19 protein-coding genes are annotated in these 22,847 nt (G+C 70.0%); 11 read left to right on the forward strand and 8 right to left on the reverse strand.

Annotated elements, in window-relative coordinates; genetic code table 11:
- Positions 1 to 630 (reverse strand): hypothetical protein, encoded by a 630-nt coding sequence (locus AC07F0_RS11305; RefSeq protein WP_478977116.1) that lies wholly within the window; start codon positions 628 to 630, stop codon positions 1 to 3.
- A 216-nt stretch (positions 631 to 846) separates the two neighbouring features.
- Between AC07F0_RS11305 and AC07F0_RS11310 the strand changes: the two genes are divergently transcribed.
- From AC07F0_RS11310 to hutH, 3 genes are all read left to right on the forward strand, one after another.
- On the forward strand, positions 847 to 1,647 hold the full coding sequence (locus AC07F0_RS11310; protein WP_478977118.1) for an enoyl-CoA hydratase/isomerase family protein: 801 nt from the start codon (positions 847 to 849) through the stop codon (positions 1,645 to 1,647).
- 213 nt (positions 1,648 to 1,860) lie between these two features.
- The gene (locus tag AC07F0_RS11315; protein WP_478977120.1) at positions 1,861 to 3,012 is read left to right on the forward strand and encodes a GGDEF domain-containing protein; all 1,152 of its coding nucleotides are present in this window, start codon (positions 1,861 to 1,863) and stop codon (positions 3,010 to 3,012) included.
- Positions 3,013 to 3,110: 98 nt separating this feature from the next.
- Positions 3,111 to 4,649: a histidine ammonia-lyase gene (hutH, locus tag AC07F0_RS11320; RefSeq protein ID WP_478977274.1), complete on the forward strand. Its 1,539-nt coding sequence runs from the start codon at positions 3,111 to 3,113 to the stop codon at positions 4,647 to 4,649.
- A 91-nt stretch (positions 4,650 to 4,740) separates the two neighbouring features.
- On the opposite strand, the gene AC07F0_RS11325 is transcribed toward hutH, so the two are convergent.
- On the reverse strand, positions 4,741 to 5,055 hold the full coding sequence (locus tag AC07F0_RS11325; protein ID WP_436727953.1) for a hypothetical protein: 315 nt from the start codon (positions 5,053 to 5,055) through the stop codon (positions 4,741 to 4,743).
- Positions 5,056 to 5,164: 109 nt separating this feature from the next.
- Here AC07F0_RS11325 and AC07F0_RS11330 point away from each other — a divergent pair, with 109 nt between their 5' ends.
- From AC07F0_RS11330 to AC07F0_RS11340, 3 genes are all read left to right on the forward strand, one after another.
- Positions 5,165 to 5,497: a hypothetical protein gene (locus tag AC07F0_RS11330; RefSeq protein WP_478977123.1), complete on the forward strand. Its 333-nt coding sequence runs from the start codon at positions 5,165 to 5,167 to the stop codon at positions 5,495 to 5,497.
- 260 nt (positions 5,498 to 5,757) lie between these two features.
- The gene (locus AC07F0_RS11335) at positions 5,758 to 7,023 is read left to right on the forward strand and encodes a L,D-transpeptidase (protein ID WP_478977126.1); all 1,266 of its coding nucleotides are present in this window, start codon (positions 5,758 to 5,760) and stop codon (positions 7,021 to 7,023) included.
- Positions 7,024 to 7,338: 315 nt separating this feature from the next.
- Positions 7,339 to 10,653, forward strand: coding sequence for a S8 family peptidase (locus AC07F0_RS11340; protein WP_478977277.1), 3,315 nt, complete (start codon positions 7,339 to 7,341; stop codon positions 10,651 to 10,653).
- Between the two features lie 87 nt (positions 10,654 to 10,740).
- Here the strand turns inward: AC07F0_RS11340 and AC07F0_RS11345 are convergent, their stop codons facing one another.
- Positions 10,741 to 11,661 carry a helix-turn-helix domain-containing protein gene (locus tag AC07F0_RS11345; RefSeq protein WP_478977129.1) on the reverse strand — a complete coding sequence of 307 codons (921 nt, stop codon included), beginning with the start codon at positions 11,659 to 11,661 and terminating at the stop codon, positions 10,741 to 10,743.
- Positions 11,662 to 11,841: 180 nt separating this feature from the next.
- Between AC07F0_RS11345 and AC07F0_RS11350 the strand changes: the two genes are divergently transcribed.
- On the forward strand, positions 11,842 to 12,882 hold the full coding sequence (locus AC07F0_RS11350; protein WP_478977132.1) for an NAD(P)-dependent alcohol dehydrogenase: 1,041 nt from the start codon (positions 11,842 to 11,844) through the stop codon (positions 12,880 to 12,882).
- Between the two features lie 151 nt (positions 12,883 to 13,033).
- Positions 13,034 to 13,429, forward strand: coding sequence for a VOC family protein (locus AC07F0_RS11355; protein ID WP_436727947.1), 396 nt, complete (start codon positions 13,034 to 13,036; stop codon positions 13,427 to 13,429).
- 16 nt (positions 13,430 to 13,445) lie between these two features.
- Here AC07F0_RS11355 and AC07F0_RS11360 read toward each other — a convergent pair whose 3' ends face one another.
- The 3 genes from AC07F0_RS11360 to AC07F0_RS11370 all read right to left on the reverse strand — a co-directional run bounded on the left by AC07F0_RS11360 (position 13,446) and on the right by AC07F0_RS11370 (position 16,420).
- Positions 13,446 to 14,363, reverse strand: coding sequence for a DUF5829 family protein (locus AC07F0_RS11360; RefSeq protein ID WP_478977280.1), 918 nt, complete (start codon positions 14,361 to 14,363; stop codon positions 13,446 to 13,448).
- A gap of 128 nt (positions 14,364 to 14,491) precedes the next feature.
- Positions 14,492 to 15,193 (reverse strand): DUF4389 domain-containing protein, encoded by a 702-nt coding sequence (locus tag AC07F0_RS11365; protein ID WP_478977135.1) that lies wholly within the window; start codon positions 15,191 to 15,193, stop codon positions 14,492 to 14,494.
- A gap of 120 nt (positions 15,194 to 15,313) precedes the next feature.
- On the reverse strand, positions 15,314 to 16,420 hold the full coding sequence (locus AC07F0_RS11370; RefSeq protein ID WP_478977283.1) for an AI-2E family transporter: 1,107 nt from the start codon (positions 16,418 to 16,420) through the stop codon (positions 15,314 to 15,316).
- Positions 16,421 to 16,530: 110 nt separating this feature from the next.
- Here AC07F0_RS11370 and AC07F0_RS11375 point away from each other — a divergent pair, with 110 nt between their 5' ends.
- Together AC07F0_RS11375 and AC07F0_RS11380 are read left to right on the forward strand one after the other, a co-directional pair.
- On the forward strand, positions 16,531 to 17,361 hold the full coding sequence (locus AC07F0_RS11375) for a hypothetical protein (RefSeq protein ID WP_478977138.1): 831 nt from the start codon (positions 16,531 to 16,533) through the stop codon (positions 17,359 to 17,361).
- A complete protein-coding gene (locus AC07F0_RS11380) occupies positions 17,358 to 19,583 on the forward strand; it encodes a DEAD/DEAH box helicase (RefSeq protein WP_478977141.1) in 2,226 nt (741 codons plus the stop codon). The genes AC07F0_RS11375 and AC07F0_RS11380 overlap by 4 nt, the downstream gene beginning before the upstream one ends.
- Positions 19,584 to 19,620: 37 nt before the next feature.
- Here the strand turns inward: AC07F0_RS11380 and msrA are convergent, their stop codons facing one another.
- Both msrA and AC07F0_RS11390 read right to left on the reverse strand, forming a co-directional pair.
- Positions 19,621 to 20,289 (reverse strand): peptide-methionine (S)-S-oxide reductase MsrA, encoded by a 669-nt coding sequence (gene msrA / locus AC07F0_RS11385; RefSeq protein WP_478977144.1) that lies wholly within the window; start codon positions 20,287 to 20,289, stop codon positions 19,621 to 19,623.
- Positions 20,290 to 20,423: 134 nt separating this feature from the next.
- Positions 20,424 to 21,545, reverse strand: coding sequence for a hypothetical protein (locus AC07F0_RS11390; protein ID WP_478977147.1), 1,122 nt, complete (start codon positions 21,543 to 21,545; stop codon positions 20,424 to 20,426).
- A gap of 143 nt (positions 21,546 to 21,688) precedes the next feature.
- Between AC07F0_RS11390 and AC07F0_RS11395 the strand changes: the two genes are divergently transcribed.
- Entirely contained in the window at positions 21,689 to 22,843 is a 1,155-nt protein-coding gene (locus AC07F0_RS11395) for a cystathionine gamma-synthase (RefSeq protein ID WP_478977150.1), read from the forward strand.
- Positions 22,844 to 22,847: the final 4 nt, after the last annotated feature.

Consider the following 22,847-nt stretch of genomic DNA (forward strand, 5'->3'; position numbering starts at 1 on the left):
TCAGTCCAGCGGGTCCACGCACACGCCGACGACCGGCATGCACAGGCCTGGGTCCTGCGGTCTCTTCGGCTTCTCGGGCTCGGGCGCCGGGGCGGGTGCGGTCCGTCTCGGTGATGAGGGCGGGGCCGGGGCCGGGCGTGGCGCCTTGCCCGTGGCCGTCGGCGCCGGGCGGTTCGTGGTGTCGCGGATGGTCCTGGACCGGGCGGCCGCGGCCGTGTCCGCGCGGCGGGTGCCGACGGACGTGGACGCGGACGGGGTGGGCGAGGCGGCCGCCGGTCCGCGGGTGCGCGGCGAGGGGGGCAGGCCGCCCAGGGCGGTGGGTGACGAGGGGCTCGCCTCGGGGGTGGCGGGAGCGGTGGCGGCGGTGTTCGTCGCCTCGTCCGTGCTGGCCGTGACCGGGTCCGGGCGGGGTACGGCCCCGACCGTGCCGACGCTGTCCGTGGCGGGGCCGGAGATCAGGCGTACGAGGCTCAGGGCGCCGGCCGCCAGGGCGAGGCCGCCGGCGGCGAGCAGGGCCTTGCGGGGGCGGGGCTTGCGGTGGCGGCCGCCTCGGGCGCGAGGTGAGAAGGAGTCGGTTTCCCCTGGGGCTCCGGTGTCCCGCTGCGGCATCGCCGGCTTGTTCGTCGTCATGGTCCCTCCCCGGTACGCACGCGCCCTCGGTGCGCCGTGGCGGATGCACGCTATGCGCTCCGATGGGCGATCGGACCGGAGTTGGGGTGATGTCACTCGAACGGGTGGGCGGGGGGCGCGGTGCGGGAACCGGACGCGTCCGCTCTTTCGCGGGTGGGGTGGGGCTGCGATGATCGGAGCGGTGATGTAGTTAACCCGCGTTAACCGGAGGGTGTCATGAGTGAGGAACGGTTCGGGGAATTCGTGCTGGTGCGGCGGCATGAGCAGGGGCATGTCGCGGAGCTCGTCCTCGACCGGCCCAAGGCCATGAACGCGGTGTCGACGGAGATGGCGCGGTCCATCGCCGGGGCGTGTGCGGCGCTGGGGGAGGACCGGGACGTACGGGTGGTCGTCCTGACCTCGTCGCACGAGCGGGCGTTCTGTGTCGGGGCCGATCTGAAGGAGCGGAACTCGTTCAGCGACGCGGAGCTGGTGCGGCAGCGGCCCGTCGCTCGGGGGGCGTACACCGGCGTGCTGGAGCTGCCGGTGCCGACGGTGGCGGCGGTGCACGGGTTCGCACTGGGGGGCGGGTTCGAGCTTGCGCTGGCGTGTGACGTGATCGTGGCGGACCGGACCGCGCTGGTGGGGCTGCCGGAAGTGTCGGTGGGGGTGATTCCCGGGGGTGGGGGGACGCAGTTGCTGCCGCGGCGGGTGGGGGCGGCGCGGGCGGCTGAGCTGATCTTCTCGGCGCGGCGGGTGGAGGCGGTCGAGGCGGGGGAGCTGGGGCTGGTCGACCGAGTGGTGGAGGAGGGGCGGGACCGGGAGTCGGCCTTGGAGCTGGCTGCTCGGATCGCCGGGAATTCGCCTGTGGGGTTGCGGGCGGCCAAGCGGGCGTTGCGGTTGGGGCAGGGGCTGGATCTGAAGGCCGGCCTTGAGGTGGAGGACGCGGCCTGGCGGGCTGTGGCGTTCTCGGGGGATCGGGCGGAGGGGGTCGCCGCGTTCAATGAGAAGCGCAAGCCGCAGTGGCCGGGGGAGTGATCCGCGGGTCGGTTCCCGGGCGCTCGGCGTCGGTGCTGGGGCCGGGTGGGTCCGTGGCCCGGCGAAGCGGCGTGCCGCCGCGCCCACCCGTGCCGCCTTGGGGCCACATCCCAGGCCCTTGAGGCACCGGGGGAGGCGCGACGCCCGCGGCTGACTCGCCCCGTTCGCGCCATCAACCGAACCAAATGGCTGGAAACTGCCTAGCCTGGGGTGATGGGTGAGGACAGACGGCTCGTGGCTGTCGTCGCGTTGGCTCAGGGGATGGCGGCCGCGCACGGGTCGCGTGAGGCGTGGCGTGCGGCGGCGGTCGGAGCGTGCCGGGCGCTGGGCGGGAGCTTTGCCGCGCTGTCGGTGTGGGAGCGGGAGCTCGGGCGGCTGAAGGTCCTGGTGAACGTCGGTGAGCTGGCCGAGGGGGAGGAGGAGTTCCCGGAGGACGAGTCCTACCCGGTGCACCAGTTCGCGGAGATCACCGAGTTCCTGCACGAGCAGTGGGCCGGTGGCGGGGAGCCGAACGCCTGGGTGGAGACCGCCGAGGGGCCGGCCGCCGGGCGGCGTCCCGGGTACTGCCATCAGCGCGTGGCCGCCCTGCGCCGCCGGGGCCGCGGCTGCTGCGTGGTCGCGCCCATCGTGCTGCACGGCCGGGCCTGGGGCGAGCTCTACGTCGCCCGGCCGGTCGGAGGGCCCGTCTTCGAGCGGGGCGACGCCGATTTCGCCACCGTCCTGGCCGCCGTCGTCGCCGCCGGCATCGCCCAGACCGAGCGGCTGGAGGAGGCCCGGCGCCTCGCGTTCACCGACGCGCTGACGGGACTCGCCAACCGCCGTGCCGTCGACGTACACCTGGAGCAGGCGATCGAGCGGCACCGCAGGGAGGGAGCCGTCGTCAGCCTCGTCGTCTGCGATCTGAACGGGCTCAAGCGGGTCAACGACACGCACGGGCACGCCGCCGGCGACCGGCTCCTGGAGCGGTTCGGCTCCGTGCTGTCGCTGTGCGGGGCCATGCTGCCGGGGGCCCTGGCGGCACGGCTCGGCGGGGACGAGTTCTGTCTGCTCGCGGTCGGGCCGCCCGCCGACCAGGTCGTGAAGGCGGCGGGCGAAGTGTGCCGCCGGGCGGCGGAGTTGGAGCTCGGGGACGGCGTGGCCTGCGGCGTCGCGTCCACCGAGGACCCGATCGGTCCGGTGCGCTCGGCCCGGCGGCTGTTCCGGCTCGCCGACGCGGCCCAGTACCGGGCGAAGGCCGAGCGGTCCACGCGGCCGGTCGTCGCCGGCCGGGCCGGGCCCGACGACCCCGTCGTGCGGCTCGCGGACGAGCCGTCCCAGGAGGCCGACGGCGAGCGCCGGCGCTTCCGGGGGCGGCACGCGCCGTAGGGACGGCGGGGGCGGGCGTGTGACGTATCGGTAAGGGGCGAACCGGGCCCCCAGTGGTGACATCATCGAATTCACTGCGTACGCTCCTGAATATGGATATGCACACTGTGGTGGTGGGGACGTCCGGGGTGACCGCGTCCGACGTGCTCGCCGTGGCGCGCGGCGGCGCCCGCGTCCAGCTCTCCGAGGAGGCGCTGGCCGCTCTCGCCGCGGCCCGCGAGATCGTGGACGCGCTGGCGGCCAAGCCCGACCCCGTGTACGGCGTGAGCACCGGTTTCGGCGCCCTGGCGACCCGGCACATCAGCCCGGAGCTGCGCGCACAGCTCCAGCGCAACATCGTCCGCTCGCACGCCGCCGGCATGGGGCCCAGGGTGGAGCGGGACGTCGTACGGGCCCTGATGTTCCTGCGGCTGAAGACCGTCTGCTCCGGGCACACCGGCGTACGGCCCGAGGTCGCGCAGACCATGGCCGACCTCCTCAACGCCGGTATCACCCCGGTCGTGCACGAGTACGGCTCCCTCGGCTGCTCCGGCGACCTCGCCCCGCTGTCCCACTGCGCGCTCGCGCTCATGGGGGAGGGGGACGCCGAGGGCCCCGACGGTGTCGTGCGCCCGGCCGCCGAACTCCTCGCCGCGCACGGCATCCAGCCGGTCGAACTGCGCGAGAAGGAAGGCCTCGCCCTCCTCAACGGCACCGACGGCATGCTCGGCATGCTGGTCATGGCCCTGGCCGACCTGGACATGCTCTACCGGTCTGCCGACGTCACGGCCGCGCTGTCGCTGGAGGCCCTGCTCGGCACCGACAAGGTCCTCGCCCCCGAGCTGCACGCCATCCGGCCCCACCCGGGGCAGGCCGCCAGTGCCGCCAACATGCTGGCCGTGCTGAAGGGTTCAGGCCTGACCGGGCATCACCAGGACGACGCGCCGCGCGTCCAGGACGCCTACTCGGTGCGCTGCGCCCCGCAGGTCGCCGGTGCCGGGCGGGACACCATGGCCCACGCCCGGCTGGTCGCCGACCGGGAGCTGGCCTCCGCGGTGGACAACCCGGTGGTGCTGTCCGACGGGCGTGTGGAGTCCAACGGCAACTTCCACGGAGCGCCCGTGGCCTACGTCCTGGACTTCCTCGCCGTCGCCGTCGCCGACCTCGGCTCCATCGCCGAGCGGCGCACCGACCGGCTGCTCGACAAGAACCGCAGCCACGGCCTGCCGCCGTTCCTCGCCGACGACGCCGGTGTGGACTCGGGCCTGATGATCGCTCAGTACACCCAGGCCGCGCTGGTGAGCGAGCTGAAGCGGCTCGCCGTACCGGCGTCCGCCGACTCGATCCCGTCCTCCGCCATGCAGGAGGACCATGTCTCGATGGGCTGGTCGGCGGCGCGCAAGCTGCGCACGGCCGTCGACAACCTCACCCGGGTCCTGGCCGTCGAGCTCTACGCCGCCACGCGTGCGATCGAACTGCGTGAGGGGCTGACCCCGGCGCCCGCGACGCGGGCGGTCATCGACGCCCTGCGGGAAGCGGGAGTTCAGGGTCCGGGGCCGGACCGGTTCCTGGCACCCGACCTGTCCGCGGCGGACGCGTTCGTGCGCGACGGGCGGCTGCTGGCGGCGGTGGAGACGGTCACCGGCCCGCTTCAGTAGACGCGCTTCCGTACCCAGAAGACCGCCCGGGGCCCGCCACGCGGCAGGGCCCCGGGCGCGTGACGTCTGAAACCGGCCTCAGAAACCGGCCTCAGAAACCGAGCCGTTCCCGGCGGACCGAGTACACGACGAAGCCCGCGCCCAGCGTGAGGAAGAACGTGCCGCCGATGACGTACGGCGTGCTGTCGAAGCTGCCCGTGTCGGCGAGGCGGGTGCCGGTGACGGAGTCGCCCGCGGTCGTGGCCGCGATCCGCGCCTGCTCCGTGACCTGCGGCGACGGACTCGCCGCGACCGCGTCTGTCACCGGCGAGTTTGACGTCGCGTTGGCGGACGGGACGAACCACAGGGCGCCCAGCAGGGTCGCCGCGGCGGTGGCGGTCAGCAACGGACGGCGAGCGGATGACACGGAATATCGATCCCCTTGTGGCGCTGGCGAATTGGCCGTGTGGGGTGATGTTAGTGAAAGTCGCGGGTCACGGGAAAGTCACGGGAGGACCTGGACGTACGCTCGCGCCATGAGCACTCCAGAGACATCACGTTTTGTCCGGCTTCGGGTGGAACTCGTTCTCGAGATCCAGGACGCGGACGGGATCACCAAGGCCGCGCTGCGCCGGATCGCCGACGACGGTGAGATGCCGGCGGCGGAAAGGACCCACGGCGAAGCCGCTGTGACGGAAGACACTGCCGAGGCCCTCGCCTACCTCGTCGACCCGTTCGACCTGGTCAGCCAGGTGCCGGGGGTGGAGCTCCAGCAGGCCTCCTGGAGCAGCGAGCGGATCGACTACGACCCCGATGCGCCGAACTGGGATCTCGACGAGGATGATGTCGACGACGACAGTGACAACTGAGGCACTTGAGAAAATAGTGACCCCGGGCGGCAACCGTCGTCCGGGGTCACTGCGTCTCAAGCGGCGCACCGCCCTGAGCCGCACCGTCCGCGCCCGTGCGCCGCGGACGGGCGCGGACGTGGTGATCCCCACACGTGCGTGACATGGGGAACCGGACGAACCGGTCGTAGCGTTGAAAGTTCCGGACGAGGACTCACGAGTCCTGACGGGGGCACTTGGACTGCGACGGGGACGCCCGGGGTTTGGGGAAATCGGCAACGATGGAGAAGCGTGTGATGACGGTCAGTAAGCGGCGCAAGGGCCTGACGGTCGCGTCCGCACTGCTCGGCGGAGTGCTGGTGCTCTCGGCCTGTTCCGGCGGCGATGACAACGCCTCCGGGAGTGACGGCGGCGACAGCTCCCAGTCGAAGGTCGACGAGGCCGCGGCCGAGAAGGCCTCCAAGGCCCAGATCAAGATCACACCCGAGGACGGCTCCGACAACGCCTCCATCAACAACTCCGCCGCCGTCACCGTGACCAAGGGCACGCTCACGAGCGTCAAGATGACGACGTCCGACGGCACGGAGGTCAGCGGCCAGATATCCGCTGACAAGACCAGCTGGAAGCCCAGCACGCAGCTGGAGCGCTCCACCACCTACAAGCTGGCGGCGGAGGCGAAGGACTCCGACGGCCGCGTAGCCCACGAGAACGCCTCGTTCACCACGGTCTCCCCGGCCAACAGCTTCATAGGCAACTTCACCCCGGACGACGGCACCACCGTGGGCGTCGGCATGCCGGTCTCGATCAACTTCGACAAGGCGATCACCAACAAGGCCGCCGTCCAGAAGGGCATCAAGGTCAGCACGACCAGTGGCCAGGAGGTCGCCTGCCACTGGTTCAACGCCAACCGCATGGACTGCCGCCCCGAGGACTACTGGAAGGAAGGCTCCACCGTCACGCTGAAGCTCGCGCTCGACGGTGTAGAGGGAGCCAAGGGCGTCTTCGGCGTCCAGCAGAAGACGGTCACCTTCAAGATCGGCCGCAACCAGGTCTCGTACGTCGACGCGAAGACCAAGCAGATGAAGATCACGCAGGACGGCAAGGTCGTCCGGACGATCCCGATCTCCGCCGGCTCACCGGCGAACAAGACCTACGAGGGCATCATGGTGATGTCCGAGAAGTTCAAGGAGACGCGCATGAACGGCGCGACCGTGGGCTTCACGGACGACGACGGCAAGGGCGAGTACGACATCAAGGACGTGCCGCACGCCATCCGCCTGTCCAGCTCGGGCACGTTCATCCACGGCAACTACTGGGGCGCGAAGTCCATCTTCGGCAACGTGAACACGAGCCACGGCTGCGTCGGCCTCCAGGACGCCAAGGGCGCGAACGACCCGAACACCCCGGGCGCGTGGTTCTACAACAACTCCATGATCGGTGACGTGGTGGTCGTCGAGAACACCGGCGACAAGACCATCGCTCCGGACAACGGCCTGAACGGCTGGAACATGAACTGGGCCGACTGGAAGGCCGGTTCCGCGGTCTGACGACTCGGTAGCCGCACGCGAGGCGAGCCGCCGCTCTGCCCCCGTCCCGGGGCGGGCGGCGGCTCGTCTTTGTGTGCGGCCGTGTCAAGGAGAACACGCGTACCCAATCGTCCTTCCCTGTAACGGAGTTCCCGCAGCCTTGTAACAGCCTGCCGACGGATTTCTTACCTCCCTCTCATCTATTGAGTGACTGATCACACCTCGGCATACTGCGTGATTCCGGGGGGCGTACGCCCATGCGTACGAGACGACCCCCGGCCGGGTGAACGGGGAATTCGCCCGGTACTTCTGCAAGGGGGAAACTTGCGCAGACAAGTGAAAAGGGCGTGCGCGGCCACGGTCGCCACAGCTGCAGCCGTGGCCCTGGCGGCGGGCATGACCAGCCCGGCGTCGGCGAACGGCGAGCAGACGACCGCAGCCGCGAAGCAGGCGTCGGTCACCTCCAAGCACCGCATCACACTGATCACCGGTGACCGGGTCGTCCTGGACGCCAAGGGCCGGGTCGTCGGCCTGGAGCGGGCCAAGGGACGCGAGGACATACCCGTCCAGGTCCGCAAACTCGACGGCCACACACTCGTGATCCCGGCCGACGCGGCCCGCCTGGTCGCCACCGGCAAGCTCGACCAGCGGTTGTTCGACGTCACCGAGCTCAACAAGTCCGCGACCCGCAAGGCCCAGAAGAAGGGCCTGAAGGTCATCGTCGGCTACCAGGGCAGCGCCGCGGCCACCAAGGCCGACGTCCGCGACGCCGGCCGCCTGAGCCGCGCTCTGAAGACCGTGAACGCGGATGCCGTGTCGACGCCGCAGGAGGACGCGCCCGAGTTGTGGGACGCGGTCACCAACGGCGACAAGACCGCCTCCGGCATCGCGCACGTCTGGCTCGACGGCGTCCGCAAGGCCAGCCTCGACAAGTCCGTCCCGCAGATCGGCGCCCCCAAGGCGTGGGCCGCCGGCTACGACGGCAAGGGCGTGAAGATCGCCGTCCTGGACACCGGTGTCGACGCCACCCACCCCGACCTCAAGGGCCAGGTGATCGGTGCCAAGAACTTCACCACCTCGCCCGACACCTCCGACAAGGTCGGCCACGGCACGCACGTCGCCTCCATCGCCGCCGGTACCGGCGCGAAGTCCGGCGGCAAGTACAAGGGCGTCGCGCCCGGCGCGAAGATCATCAACGGCAAGGTGCTCGACGACGGCGGATTCGGCAGCGACTCCGAGGTCCTCGCGGGCATCGAGTGGGCCGCCGCGGAGGGCGCCGACGTCGTCAACATGAGCCTGGGCGGTGGCGACACCCCCGCGATCGACCCGCTGGAAGCGGCGGTGAACAAGCTGTCCGAGGAGAAGGGCATCCTGTTCGCCATCGCGGCCGGCAACGAGGGCGACTTCGGCGAGCAGACCATCGGCTCCCCGGGCAGCGCCGCCGCGGCCCTGACCGTCGGCGCGGTCGACGACAAGGACAAGCTCGCCGACTTCTCCAGCCGCGGCCCCGGCATGGACGGCGCCCTCAAGCCCGACGTGACCGCGCCCGGCGTGGACATCACCGCGGCCTCCGCCCCGGGCAACCAGATAGCCCAGGAGGTCGGCGAGAAGCCGGCCGGCTACATGACGATCTCCGGCACGTCGATGGCGACCCCGCATGTCGCGGGCGCGGCGGCGATCCTCAAGCAGCAGCACCCGGCGTGGAAGCACGCCGAGCTGAAGGGCGCCCTCACCGGCTCCACGAAGGGCGGCGCGTACACGCCGTTCCAGCAGGGGTCGGGCCGGATCCAGGTCGACAAGGCCATCAAGCAGTCCGTGATCGCCGACCCGTCCTCGGTGAGCTTCGGCGTCCAGCAGTGGCCGCACACCGACGACAAGCCGGTCACCAAGGAACTGACGTACCGCAACCTCGGTACGAAGGACGTCACGCTGAAGCTGGCGTCGACCGCCACCGACCCGAAGGGCAAGGCCGCCCCGGCCGGCTTCTTCAAGCTCGGCGCCACCTCGGTGACCGTCCCGGCCGGCGGCAAGGCCTCCGTCCCGTTCACCGTGAACACCAAGCTGGGCGGCACGCTCGACGGCGCCTACTCGTCGTACGTGACGGCGACGGGCGGCGGCCAGACCGTCCGCACGGCCGCCGCGGTGCAGCGCGAGGTCGAGTCGTACGACGTCACGCTGAAGTTCCTCGACCGTGACGGCAAGCCCACCAAGAACTACAGCGCCGACCTGGCCGCCGTCTCGGGCCTGGGCAAGGGCAAGTTCTACTCGCCGTACGACGCGGACGGCACCGTCACCACCCGGGTGCCCAAGGGTGGTTTCATCCTCAACACCAACATCTTCGTGAGCGACGACCCCGAGAAGTTCCAGGGCGCCGACTGGCTCGCCCAGCCCAAGCTGGACGTCACCAAGAACACGACGATCACGCTGGACGCCCGCAAGGCCAAGCCGGTGGACATCACCGTGCCGGACAAGGCCGCCAAGTCGGAGTTCGCCTCGCCCGACTACACGGTGGAGACGAAGGACTCCAGCTACGGCTTCGGCTGGTTCCTCAACTCCTACGCCGACATCCGCACCGCGCACGTCGGCCCGCAGATCACCGACGGTTCCGTGACCCAGCAGTGGGACGGCCACTGGACCAAGGGTGACAAGGAGCAGTACGACGTCACCGGCGGCGGCAAGGTCAAGCAGCTCGCCACCGGCTACACCAAGCACTACAAGGCGAGCGAGCTCGCCACGGTGAAGGCGGGCCTCGGCGCCGCGGCCAAGGGCAAGAAGGGCTCCATCAGCGCCGTCGGCTGGATGCCGTGGAGCAACAGCGCCTCCTCGATCGGCATCGAGCAGTCCCTGCCCGGCACCCGGACGCTGCACCTGTCCACCGCGGGCGGCGTGCAGTGGCAGCTCGACTTCTCCCAGTACGGCGGTCGCGACGCGGACGGCTTCCCGGTCGACGAGGCCGGCTACACGTTGGGCACGCACAAGTTCGCCGCCGGCAAGACCTACTCGAAGACCGTCAACACGGCCGTCTTCGGACCGCGCCTCAGCGCCGACTTCGGCCTCTTCCGTGAGGGCAACCAGGTCTACGGCTCCCTGCCGCTGTTCGCGGACGGCAAGGGCAACGCGGGCTACTCGACCTTCTCCGCGGTCGACACGACGCTGTACCGCAACGGCAAGAAGGTCGGCAGCAACAACGACCCGCTGTTCGGTGAGAAGCAGTTCAAGGTCCCGGCCGGTGACGCCGAGTACAAGCTGACGACGTCGGTCAAGCGCAGCGTCAAGGTCGCGGCGGCCTCCACCCGCATCGACGCGAGCTGGACGTTCCGCTCCAAGAAGACCTCCGGCATCAAGCAGCTGCCCGCCTCCACGGTCCGCTTCAACGCGGCCACCGGCCTGGACAGCAAGGTCCCGGCGGACAAGACGGTCAGCGTCCCGGTCACCGTCGAGGGCGCGGCCAAGGGCGGCAACCTGAAGTCGCTGTCGGTGTACGTGTCGTACGACTACGGCAAGACCTGGAAGAAGCTCACCGTCAACAAGGGCAAGGTCAGCTTCAAGAACCCGGCGAAGGGGAAGGCCATCTCCTTCCACGCCAAGATCGCCGACAAGAAGGGCAACAAGTCGACGGTCTCGATCTACAACGCGTACTACGGCAAGTGAGCCGCCGGGCTCACCCGCGGGGTGAGCCGTAGGGCTCGTCAGTGAGCGGCCCGTCGGAAGCCTCGGCTTCCGGCGGGCCGTTCCTGTTCATTGCGCCGGTGTGCCGGTCCCCGCCCGGGTCGCGTCCGCCCCCCAGCTCGCCAGCAGCCGCAGCGCCTCCGCCGACGGGGAGCCCGGTTCCGCGTGGTAGGTGAGCAGGGACTGCTCCGCGTCGTCGACCAGGCGGAACGTCTCGAAGGACAGGGCCAGGTCGCCGACCAGCGGGTGCCGTATCCGCTTCACGCCGTAGCTCTTCTCCTTGACGTCGTGCGCGGCCCACAGCCGGCGGAACTCCTCGCTCTTCACGGAGAGCTCGCCCACCAGGGCCGACAGCTTCGGGTCGTCCGGATGGCAGCCCGCGTCCATGCGCAGATAGCCGACGATGTCGGACGCCTTCTGGTCCCACTCGACGAACAGCTCGCGGTAGTCGGGCCTGAGGAACACCAGCCGCGCCCAGTTCCGCTCCGCCGCCGGCAGCTCCGCCCAGTCGCCGAAGAGGGCCGCGGCCATCCGGTTCCAGGCCAGGATGTCCGAGCGGCGCCCGACGACGTACGCCGGGACGGTGTCGATCGAGTCCAGCAGATGCCACAGCGCCGGCCGTACCTGCTGGGCCCGCGCCGTCTGCTTCTTCTTGTGCTGCTTCGGCTTCGCCAGGTGCATCAGGTGGGCGTGCTCGGCGCCGGTCAGTCGCAGGGCGCGCGCGATCGCGTCCAGCACCTCCGCCGAGACGTTGCGCCCGTTGCCCTGCTCCAGGCGTGTGTAGTACGCCACGGACACCCCGGCCAGCTGGGCCAGCTCCTCACGGCGCAGTCCCGGAACCCGGCGCCGCCCGAAGTCGGGCAGCCCCACGTCCTCCGGCTTCAGCCGGGCGCGCCGGGTGCGCAGGAACTCACTGAGCTCGGCACGCCGGTCCAGGCCCCCGCCGGTCTGAGGTGCGGGCTCCTGTGCGGGGTCGGGCTGTTCGTCCATGCCCTCCAGTATTCATGGTCGTACGCACACGAGCCTGACCCCGCCAGTGGTACGCACGCTGTGCGTACGCAAAACGGTGGCCTGGGTAGACGCTCGCGGGTCTGGCACGCTCGGGATCGTGCCCGGTCAGAACATCCAGAAGGCAGCCGGGCACGGAACCACGCTAGGAGAACCCCCGGCATGACCACTGTTGCTGCGTACGCCGCCCCCGCGCCCAAGGCCCCGCTGGAGCGCACCACCATCGAGCGCCGCGAGGTCGGCGAGTACGACGTCCTGATCGACATCAAGTTCGCCGGAATCTGCCACTCCGACATCCACCAGGCCCGCGAGGGCTGGGGTGAGGCGATCTTCCCGATGGTCCCCGGCCACGAGATCGCCGGTGTCGTCTCCGAGGTCGGCCCGGGCGTCACGAAGTTCGCCGTCGGCGACCGCGTGGGCGTCGGCTGCATGGTCGACTCCTGCCGCGAGTGCGAGAACTGCAAGGCCGGCCGTGAGCAGTACTGCGTCAAGGGCAACGTCCCGACGTACAACGGCATAGGCAAGGACGGCGAGCCCACCTACGGCGGCTACTCGCAGAAGGTCGTCGTCGACGAGAACTTCGTCGTCCGCATCCCCGACGGCCTCTCCCTCGACGTCGCCGCGCCGCTGCTGTGCGCCGGTATCACCCTCTACTCCCCGCTCAAGCGCTTCGGCGCCGGTCCGGGCAAGAAGGTCGCGATCGTCGGCCTGGGCGGCCTCGGCCACATGGGCGTGAAGATCGCCCACGCGCTGGGCGCCGAGGTGACGGTGCTGTCGCAGTCCCTGCGCAAGCGGGAGGACGGCCTGAAGCTGGGCGCGGACCACTACTACGCCACCAGCGACCCGAAGACCTTCGAGGAGCTGGTCGGCACCTTCGACCTGATCGTCTCCACGGTCTCGGCGCCGCTGGACTTCAACGCCTACCTCTCGCTGCTGAAGACCGAGGGCACGCTGGCCAACGTGGGCGCCCCCGAGGAGCCCATCGCCCTCAACCTCTTCTCCGTGATCGGCGGCGGCAAGACCCTCGCCGGTTCCATGATCGGCGGCATCGCGGAGACCCAGGAGATGCTGGACTTCTGCGCCGAGCACGGCCTCGGTGCCGAGATCGAGCTGATCAACGGTGACCAGATCAACGAGGCGTACGAGCGGGTGGTCGCCAGCGACGTGCGCTACCGGTTCGTGATCGACACCGCGACCATCTGAGACCGGTCGGTTTCCGTCTCCGCCCCGAGGGCCCCGGCAGCGCGCCGGGGCCCTTGGGGCGTTCGGGGCGTTCGTGATGCACGAGGAGGTGACCGCGGGGTACACGGGGAGTGCACCAGGGGTTCGCCAGGTACGTCAGGGGAGGCCCGCCATGACCGTGCAGCTGAACCACACCATCGTCGCCGCGCGTGACAAGCGCGTCTCGGCCCGGTTCCTCGCCGACATCCTGGGGCTGGACGTGGCCCCGCCCTACGGCCCGTTCCTCCCCGTCGAGATCCCCAACGGCGTGACGCTCGACTACATGGACAGCCCCGGCGCCATCACACCGCAGCACTACGCCTTCCTCGTCTCGGAGGACGAGTTCGACCAGATCTTCACCCGGATCCAGGAGGCCGGTCTGACGTACTGGGCGGATCCGTTCCACAGCCGTCCCGGCGAGATCAACCACCACGACGGCGGCCGGGGGGCGTACTTCGACGACCCCGACGGCCACCGCCTGGAGATCATCACCCGGCCGTACGGCAGCGGCGGCCGAGCCGTCGGCTGAGCCTTGGCGCCCGGTCTCAGCGGCCCCCCGCCTGGTCCTGACCGCCGAAGGTCCACACGGCGCGGGGCCCCGGGCCGACGACGAGGGCCGAGTGACCGATGCGCTCCTCGTGCCGGTACGGCACCGGCGTGTTCAGCGACATCTCGACCTGCCGCAGACCCACCTGGTCGAGCGGCACGGCGTCGAACCGCAGCGTGGTGCCGCCGCCCTTGGCGACGGCGCCTCCGCCGGGCAGGGACCGGACGGCGAACCCGCCGGCCTTCAGCAGCGGCAGCGCGCCGGCGAGGTCCCGGGCGGTCACCGCGAGCCGGATGCCGGTCACGTCCCGCATCAGGTGGTCGCGGTAGCCGTCGGACAGGTAGCGCTCCCGGCCCACGTCACCGGGGCGCGCGGCGGGCTCGGTGTTGCTGCGCGGGTCGGCGAAGTACTCCGGCCGGTACTCCATGCCCCAGGCGCCGAAGAGGTCGTACTCAGTGGTGGTGAAGACGGCGTCGAACCAGGGCACCGGGACACCGTCGCCGAAGTCGCGGGTCTGCCGGAACTCGACGGGGTCGCTGATCCCCAGCTCGCGCAGCCGCGCGGTCACCGTCGCCAGGTCGCCCTCCCGCTCGGCCGAGACGCCCAGGCCGGTGGCGCCGAGGGTGCCGTCCTTGCCGGGGACGTCGCCGACCCCGAACAGCTCGAGGTAGGTCTCGCGGCCCAACAGGTAGCGGCCGGTCCAGGTCTGCCCGCCGGCCCCGGTCGTGGTGCGGACCTGGAAGTCGGCGAAGTCCCGCAGGTAGTCGGAGCGCTCGATGGCGTCGGCGGTCTCCCGGTCGAGGACACCGTAGGCGTGGTTGTAGAACAGGAGCTGCCGTCCGCCGTCCTCGGCATGCGCGGAGCTCACCCCGCCCTGGACCGCCCCCGCGAGGGCCAGGGCGACGACCATGATCATCTGTAAGGCTCGTCTGACCGTCATGGGAGGAGCGTAAGGCGGGAGGAATCGCTTCCGCTGAGCCTTGCGGCCTTGTCGGGGCCGTTTGCCCGGGCCCTTGGCACGGGTCTGTGGACAGCAGGCCTCGGTCAGTGGTCCTTGCTCAGTGGGTCGTGGGTCAGTGGGCCTCGGTCAGGGGGCTCCTGCCCGCCCATGTCGAGCCGGAACGGCGGGTACTGGTCGGTCATGAGGGCGGCGTACGCGGTCACCCGGGCACACCAGCGGGCGAGGCCGAGCAGGAAGTCGAAGAGGTGCCGCGGATAGCGGGCGGTGAACAGCAGGACGATCACCGCGACCAGCGAGAGGAAGGGCATCAGTCCCGTGCCCCGCCAGCCGTTCCCGTCGTCACCGCCCCAGCCCCAGCCGCCGCCCACGAACATCGCGACGACGATGTACTGCGGGATCGCCAGCAGCCACCACTTGACCAGCACCAGGCCGCGCGAGAGCCGCTCGGGGTAGGCGACGTCGAAGCGGGCCGGATAGCCGGGCACGTCGGCCAGGGTGAACGGCGGGTACCGGTCGGTGCCGAGCGCGGTGTGGGCGTAGTAGCTGACCCGCCAGTTCCACCGCAGCACGCCGACGTTGAAGTCGAAGAGGGGCCGGGGGTACCGGGCGGTGAACAGGATGGCGAAGAACGCGACGACGCTCACGAGGGCGAACGCGATCCACAGGAAGCACAGCACGATGTAGTGCGGGATGGCGAGCAGCCACTTCACGAGCCACAGCCATCGGGACAGCCGGTCGTCGACGGACGCCTCCAGGCGCACGGGCGACGTGGTGACAGGAACCATGGGGCGGCACTCCCTTCGCCTGCAGGCTCGCAAGCGAGGAGGAGCCCCGCGACCTGGGCGGGGCCGTTCGTGCGTTCGGGTTCGTTCCTGTGTTCGGGGCGGTTCGTGCGGCCGGGACCGTCACGACGGGACGGGGGCGGTGCTGTCCGGTTCACCGGCGCTGTCCGGTTCCTGCGGCGGTTCGCCGAGCTGCTCGCGCACGTAGTTCCAGACCACCGCGATCAGCGCGGCGACGGGGACGGCGAGCAGGCTGCCCACGATGCCGGCCAGGCTGCCGCCCAGCGTCACCGCCAGCAGCACGACGGCCGCGTGCAGGCCCAGCCCCCGGCTCTGGATCATGGGCTGGAAGACATTGCCCTCCAGTTGCTGCACCACGACGATGATGATCAGCACGATCAGCGCGTCCGTCAGGCCGTTGGAGACGAGCGCGATCAGGACCGCGACGAATCCGGCGAACAGGGCGCCGATGATCGGCACGAACGCGGACACGAAGGTCAGCACCGCGAGCGGGAGCACCAGCGGTACGCCCAGGATCCACAGACCCAGGCCGATCAGGACGGCGTCGAGCAGACCGACGGCCGCCTGGGACCGCACGAAGGCGCCCAGCGTGTTCCAGCCGCGCTCGAACACCGTCGGGACGTCGGCGGCGAGCCGGCCGGGCAGCTGACGGGAGAGCCACGGCAGGAACCGCGGGCCGTCCTTGAGGAAGAAGAACATCAGGAAGAGGGCGAGAACGGCGGTGACCAGGCCGTTCACCACGGTGCTCACCCCTGTGACGACAGCGCCGACCATGCTGCCGAGGCCCTCCTGAGCACGGGCGACCGCGGTGTCGAAGGCCTTGTTGATCTGGGCGTCCCCGATGTTCAACGGCGGCCCGGCGGCCCACTCGCGCATCTTCTGGATGCCCTCGACCACCCCATCGGTCAGCTGACCGGACTGAGATGCCACGGGCACGGCGATCAGCGCCACGACACCCGCAGCGACCAGCAGGAACACCACGGTCACCCCGGACGCGGCGAGCGCGGGCGGCCACCCGCGCCGACGCAGGAAGCGGGCCGCGGGCCAAGTCAGCGTGGTCAGCAGCAACCCGACGACGAGCGGCCAGACCACCGACCACATCCGCCCCAGCAGCCACAGAGCCACGGCCAGCATCGCAAGCACCAGCAGCAACTCCGCGGAGACGCGGGCGGATACCCGGAGCGCGTCACGGGTCTTCGTGGAACTCAAGGGCGCAGTCACGAAGGCACCTTATTGCCACGAAGTCCCATTGCCACGGCCGATCACTCCGATACGGTAGCGGCGCGGTGCGAACCACAACGGGGTGAAGGGACGCAACGATGGCTGAGCCGTTCGCTGAGTACCGAGAGGTCAAGGCCGCCGATCCGTTGCGGCAGGGTGACGTCCTGGAGGCCGCGGACGGGGGTGCGACGATGTGGCGGCGCCACCTCCTCGTCATGACGGCCGACTGCGACTTCGCCTACGCCAAGCACCAGGGGCGTGTCACCTGCGTCCCCCTGCTCGCTGCGGACGAGTACCTCCTGGAGATGCAGATCCCCAAGATCCGCGAACAGCTCGTCAAGCAGCAGCTGAAGGAACTGCGCCAGATCTTCTCGAAGGCGACGGTGCCCGCCATCGGCGACCGGCGACTGAGGGAGTGGGCGAGTGAACAGGCGCCCGCGGACATCGTCAAAATGCTCGAACTGGGGCAGGCGGACGCGCAGAAGGCCAGGGCCGCGCTCGAAGCCATCGGCATCATGGACGCGCTGCCGGACAGCCTCAAGGAGAGCGTCGACCTGCTGGTGAAGGCGCAGCTCGTCGGTGCCGGCCCGCCGAAGCGCGACAGCGCGGTGAAGAAGGTCGTGAACCACTTACGAGGGGTTTACGCACAGCCACCGGGTGACGCACTCTTCCTGTCGGCGATCGGACCCGGACAGGAATCCGGCTACTTCGCTTACCTCCGGCACATCGAGCAGGTCTTCGAGCCCGATATCGCGCGCGGGCCGTCGCACACGGAGGTCGCGTACCGCCGGATCTCGCGGATGCGGGACCGGTTCACACACGCCCTCGTGCAGAGGTTCGCGATGGTGTTCATGTCGATCGGTCTTCCGCAGCAATACGAAGAGCTTCGTGATCTGCATGCAGAGATTCAGGGGGACAATCTCGTATGAAGCCGCTCGTCACCACCGTTCGCGCGCTGAGCGAGCTTGCCACCGGTCTGTCGCCCGACGCCGTCGCGTCGTCAGCGGTGCTCTTCGAATACTGCACGGACGAACTGGACTTGCTGATCGCCGCGGATGACGACGAGGGAGTCCAGCGCATCGTCGTCATGCGTGACAAGAACGTCAAGGAGCCTTTCGTCCCGGAGCATCTCGTCAGCATGAGGAGAGATGTTCTGAGCCGCATGGCGAGTTTCGCCGAGCGGGCGCGGAGCACCGGGCCGCTCTCTTTACCGCGACAGTGGCACCAGTACAAGTACAACAACTTCATCGCCTTCCGGCCGGCGCCGAGGTTCGACGCCCAGGCGAGCCGCTGGATCACGGAGGTCACACCCGGAGAGCGCGCCGACATCATCTTCTGGGGGACCACCACGGCGGACAACAAGTCGTCGCTGGAGGACTTCGGCTCCAAGCGGCCGACACCGCCCGAGCTGGAATGCGCCTGGGCAGAGGCCGTAGCAGCCGCGCGGGAGCACTTCTCGCAGGCGCGTACTCAACCCGCTGACGTCGAGATGAGCTTTCCGGCTCTCGAACAGTCGACGACCAAGGGCTGGACCTACGAGCAATGGCTGGAGGCCGTCAGTCATGAGCAACGCGCGTTCATCGACGCGAACACCGACAAGTCGATACGGCTGCGCGGCCCGGCGGGTTCCGGCAAGACGGTCGCCCTGACGCTGAAGGCGATCCGCGAGGTCCGCAACGCCCGCGAGACCGGTGGGGACGTACGGGTCCTCGTCGTGACGCACAGTTGGGCGCTGGCGGCTCAGATCTCGGACTCCATCGACTCGATGGGCCTCGGCCTGCTGCAGGAGATCGATGTCTTCCCCCTGCTCGAAATAGCGCGGATGATCTCCCCTCAGTACGTACAGGACGTCTCCTCGGGTTTCAGCCTGATCGGGGAGGACAGTCTCAGCGGCAAACAAGCTCAGCTGCACGAGATCCAGGAAGTACTGGACGAATTCATATCCGGCGACTGGATCACCTACAAAGCAAGCGTCAGTGAAGGACTGCGTGCGCGCTTCGACTCGCCGGACGAGGGCGAACGGCGCGCTCTCGCCTGGGATCTGCTGATCGAGTTTGGGTCCGTCATCGGTGCCGCAGCCATCTTCCCCGGGGCCGGGTCCGATCTGCGGTACTTTCAACTTCCGCGCGCTTCCTGGATGCTTCCCCTCAACTCCCGGGAAGACCAGCGTGTCGTCTTCGAGTTGTACACGCGCTACTGGGCGAGCCTCGACGACCGCTCACTCACCACGTCCGACCAGGTGCTGGCGGACTTCCTGATTCATCTGACGACGAACACCTGGAACCGAGCCCGTCGTGTGCAGGGCTACGACCTGGTGTTCGTGGACGAGTTTCATCTGTTCAGTCCGCTGGAGCGGCAGGTGCTCCACTATCTCACCCGGGACACATTGGTCTACCCACGCATCTTCATGGCCGTGGACCCTCGGCAGTCACCTTCCGAGGCCTTCATCGGACTGGCCGCCGATGAGACCAAGTCGTCGAGCGGAGTGCCGGCGGACGACGACCTCGGCGATGTCGCCAATTTCGAACTCACGACAGTCCATCGATTCACCCCGCAGATCCTGGAACTCATCAAGCACGTCCACCTCGAATTCCCCACGCTGGACCTCGGAGAGGAATGGGACATCGACTTCACCAGGGTGGAGTCGGCACAGGCGGACGGCCCCCTGCCGCGCCTGGTCACCGCGGCGTCGCGGAGCGGCGAGGACGATGACATCGTCCGTGCGGTGCAGGCCCTGTACCCGTCGGGCCGACTGGCGCTCGCGGTGGTCGACCACCGCCAGTGGCCGAGGTTCAGCGCGCTCGCCTCGCGGATCGGACACTCCGGCAAGTTCCACGTGTCCATTCTTTCCGGCCGGTCCGACATCGAGGGTCTCGGCTATCGCCGTCGCGGGCTCGTCGCCGGGACGGCGGAGTATCTCGCGGGGTTGCAGTTCGACGCGGTGCTCGTGGCCGGGATCCCGGATCTGAACGCGTCCGCCCAGACCGCCAACGAACGCATCCGGTACCTGTCGTTCCTCTATCTGGCGCTCAGCCGCGCGCAGCAAGAGGTGCGCGTCTTCGTGAACGAAGACGACGGCGGGGCGCCCGAAGTCCTCCTCCGGGCAGTCACCAATCGGCTGATGCAGTCGGACCGGGGAAGTCTCGTCTAGGGGGTGACATCGGTCGCCCAGGGGGTGACGCCGGTCGTCACCCCTCGGCCTTGGCCACGCCGATCGGGCAGGACACGCCCGTACCGCCGATGCCGCAGTAACCCGCCGGGTTCTTGTCCAGGTACTGCTGGTGGTAGCCCTCCGCCGGGTAGAACGGCCGGCCCTCCGCCGGGACGATCTCCGTGGTGATCTCACCGTGGCCGGAAGCGGTGAGGACCTTCTGGTAGGCGTCGCGGGAGGACTTGGCGGTGGCCGCCTGCTCGGGGGTGTGGGTGTAGATCGCCGAGCGGTACTGCGTGCCCACGTCGTTGCCCTGGCGGAAGCCTTGCGTCGGGTCGTGGGACTCCCAGAACGTCTTCAGGAGGCGCTCGTACGAGATCACCTCGGGGTCGTAGACCACCCGGACGACCTCCGTGTGGCCGGTCAGGCCCGAGCAGACCTCCTCGTACGTGGGGTTCTCCGTGTAACCGCCCTGGTAGCCGGCCAGGGTCGTCCACACCCCTGCCGGGAGCTGCCAGAACTTGCGCTCGGCGCCCCAGAAGCAACCCAGGCCGAAATCGGCGGTCTCCAGGCCCTCGGGGTAGGGACCGAGCAGCGGGTTGCCGAGAACGGTGTGGCGGTCGGGGACCGAGAACGCCGGCTCCGGGCGGCCGGGCAGCGCCTGCTCGGGGGTCGGCAGCTGGGGCGTACGGCTGTGCAGGAACATGCGGTCTCCAATCGGCGCGACACCCACGCGGGGGCGACGCCCTGTTCAACGCGCGAGGGCCGGGGGGAATTCCGGCCCGGGGCCCTGCCCAGGGGTGGTCCGAGCCCACGCCCCGGGCCCGCCCCGCTCGCGGTTCAGTGCGGGAGGCTCGCCGGGCTGCCGCCGTTCGCCTCGTAGCCCGCCACCGCCAGGGCCCGGTACACCGCGAACTCCGCCGCCGGGTCGGCGGACAGCGTCCAGGGCAGGGCGCCGACATGGCCGTCGATGTGCACCAGCTGGTTCATGGCCTCCGACCAGCGCTCGCTGCGGACCAGGAAGAAGACCAGCATGTGCCGTACGTGCGCAAGCATCGGGTCGTCGGGGCGGGCCGAGTGCACCGCGTGCAGCGCGCCGTGGACGGCCTTCGTGACGACCTCGGTCTGCCAGAAGCTGCTCACCAGGGTCACCTCGGGGAGGTGCTCGAACACGGCGAAGAGGGGCATCGCCGCCAGGAGGGAGCCCTTGGGGGCGCGGGCCGCCGCGGCCTCCGCGAACTCGTACGCCAGCGCACGCGAGCCGTGCCACTTCTCGCACCAGAAGTGCAGCGCGGCCAGATGCGCTCCCATGTGGGCCGGGGCGACGTCCAGGATCTTCAGCCAGAGCTGCTCGAAGTCCTTCTGGGAGTAGCCCAGCCCGCGGGCCACCGACAGCTCCACGATGTACGGGATCGGGTCGCCGGGAGCCAGCAGCGCCGCCTCACCGCACGCCGCCTTCGCCTCCTCCATGATGATCCGGAACTCGTCCGTCCCGGGCGTCGCCGTCCGCCACGCCTGCTGCACCAGGAACTCGGCATGCACTGCGGCACCGCCCGCGTCCTTGGGCGCCTCGGCCCGCCACACCCGCAGCCACTGCCCGCCCGGTGCCTCGCTCACGCCGCCGGGACGCTGTTGCAGCTCCAGGGAGGCCGCACCCGCGAAGGCCTGCACGCGCTGCCAGCGGCGCTCGCCCTCCGTCTCCGTACCGGCGAGGAGCTGCTGGGCCGCGCGGTAGTCCTGCGTGCGCTGCACTACGTCCAGCACGTCCAGCAGGTCCTGGTCGGGACCGGGCATGCGGATGTCCAGCTCCTCCTCGCGGACGAAGCCGTAGTTCGCCGGGTCCGCGGCGTCCGGGTGGTCGGGCGAGACCAGCCCGATCGCGGCCCCGCGCCTGCGCCGCAGGAAGGGGAGCAGCACGAAGCCCAGCATGACCAGCGCGATCAGGACCCAGAGAATCTCCATGCGACAAGCGAACCAGACCGCGCCGACAATTGGCCAACCTGGTCCGCGAACCTGTGGAAAACCCGGCCCGGGCCGCCCCGCCGCACCTTGGGAAATCCCCGCTCGCGGGCACTCAGTGCGTCGGCGCACTACCCTCGGGGCTCATGAGCGACAGGCATATCAGTCAGCACTTCGAGACGCTCGCGATCCACGCGGGCAACACCGCCGACCCCCTGACGGGCGCGGTCGTCCCGCCGATCTACCAGGTGTCGACCTACAAGCAGGACGGCGTCGGGGGCCTGCGCGGCGGTTACGAGTACAGCCGCAGCGCCAACCCGACCAGGACCGCGCTGGAGGAGAACCTCGCCGCCCTGGAGGGCGGCCGCCGGGGTCTCGCGTTCGCGTCCGGGCTGGCGGCCGAGGACTGCCTGCTGCGTACGCTGCTCAGGCCCGGTGACCACATGGTCATTCCCAACGACGCCTACGGCGGCACGTTCCGCCTCATCGCCAAGGTCGTCGCCCGCTGGGGAGTGGAGTGGTCGGTCGCCGACACCAGCGACCCGGCCGCCGTACGGGCCGCGATCACCCCGAAGACCAAGGCCGTGTGGGTGGAGACCCCCTCCAACCCGCTCCTCGGCATCACGGACATCGCGGCCGTCGCTCAGGTCGCCCGGGACGCCGGCGCCCGCCTCGTCGTCGACAACACCTTCGCCACGCCCTACCTCCAGCAGCCGCTCGCGCTCGGCGCGGACGTCGTCGTGCACTCGCTGACCAAGTACATGGGCGGCCACTCGGACGTGGTCGGCGGCGCGCTGGTCACGGACGACCCGGAGCTGGGCGAGGAGCTGGCCTTCCACCAGAACGCGATGGGCGCGGTCGCCGGGCCCTTCGACTCCTGGCTGGTGCTGCGCGGCACCAAGACCCTCTCCGTGCGCATGGACCGGCACAGCGAGAACGCCGCGAAGATCGCCGACATGCTCACCCGGCACGCGCGCGTGTCGAGCGTCCTGTACCCGGGCCTGCCGGAGCACCCCGGTCACGAGGTCGCCGCCAAGCAGATGAAGTCGTTCGGCGGCATGGTCTCCTTCCGCGTGGCGGGCGGCGAGGAGGCGGCCATCGAGGTCTGCAACCGCGCCAAGGTGTTCACGCTGGGCGAGTCCCTGGGCGGCGTGGAGTCGCTGATCGAGCACCCCGGCCGGATGACCCACGCCTCCGTGGCCGGCTCGCTCCTGGAGGTGCCCGGCGACCTGGTGCGGCTGTCCGTCGGCATCGAGAACGCCGACGATCTGCTGGAGGACCTCCAGCAGGCGCTCGGCTAGCAAG

The sequence above is a fragment of the Streptomyces sp. NPDC045955 genome, from assembly GCF_056430805.1.

Excerpts from the sequence above, each read along its gene's own strand:
- AC07F0_RS11305 (WP_478977116.1), bottom strand. The coding sequence starts at position 630 with ATGACGACGAACAAGCCGGCGATGCCGCAGCGGGACACCGGAGCCCCA.
- AC07F0_RS11310 (WP_478977118.1), top strand. The coding sequence starts at position 847 with ATGAGTGAGGAACGGTTCGGGGAATTCGTGCTGGTGCGGCGGCATGAG.
- AC07F0_RS11315 (WP_478977120.1), top strand. The coding sequence starts at position 1,861 with ATGGGTGAGGACAGACGGCTCGTGGCTGTCGTCGCGTTGGCTCAGGGG.
- hutH (WP_478977274.1), top strand. The coding sequence starts at position 3,111 with ATGCACACTGTGGTGGTGGGGACGTCCGGGGTGACCGCGTCCGACGTG.
- AC07F0_RS11330 (WP_478977123.1), top strand. The coding sequence starts at position 5,165 with ATGAGCACTCCAGAGACATCACGTTTTGTCCGGCTTCGGGTGGAACTC.
- AC07F0_RS11335 (WP_478977126.1), top strand. The coding sequence starts at position 5,758 with ATGGAGAAGCGTGTGATGACGGTCAGTAAGCGGCGCAAGGGCCTGACG.
- AC07F0_RS11345 (WP_478977129.1), bottom strand. The coding sequence starts at position 11,661 with ATGGACGAACAGCCCGACCCCGCACAGGAGCCCGCACCTCAGACCGGC.
- AC07F0_RS11350 (WP_478977132.1), top strand. The coding sequence starts at position 11,842 with ATGACCACTGTTGCTGCGTACGCCGCCCCCGCGCCCAAGGCCCCGCTG.
- AC07F0_RS11355 (WP_436727947.1), top strand. The coding sequence starts at position 13,034 with ATGACCGTGCAGCTGAACCACACCATCGTCGCCGCGCGTGACAAGCGC.
- AC07F0_RS11360 (WP_478977280.1), bottom strand. The coding sequence starts at position 14,363 with ATGATCATGGTCGTCGCCCTGGCCCTCGCGGGGGCGGTCCAGGGCGGG.
- AC07F0_RS11365 (WP_478977135.1), bottom strand. The coding sequence starts at position 15,193 with ATGGTTCCTGTCACCACGTCGCCCGTGCGCCTGGAGGCGTCCGTCGAC.
- AC07F0_RS11375 (WP_478977138.1), top strand. The coding sequence starts at position 16,531 with ATGGCTGAGCCGTTCGCTGAGTACCGAGAGGTCAAGGCCGCCGATCCG.
- AC07F0_RS11380 (WP_478977141.1), top strand. The coding sequence starts at position 17,358 with ATGAAGCCGCTCGTCACCACCGTTCGCGCGCTGAGCGAGCTTGCCACC.
- msrA (WP_478977144.1), bottom strand. The coding sequence starts at position 20,289 with ATGTTCCTGCACAGCCGTACGCCCCAGCTGCCGACCCCCGAGCAGGCG.
- AC07F0_RS11390 (WP_478977147.1), bottom strand. The coding sequence starts at position 21,545 with ATGGAGATTCTCTGGGTCCTGATCGCGCTGGTCATGCTGGGCTTCGTG.
- AC07F0_RS11395 (WP_478977150.1), top strand. The coding sequence starts at position 21,689 with ATGAGCGACAGGCATATCAGTCAGCACTTCGAGACGCTCGCGATCCAC.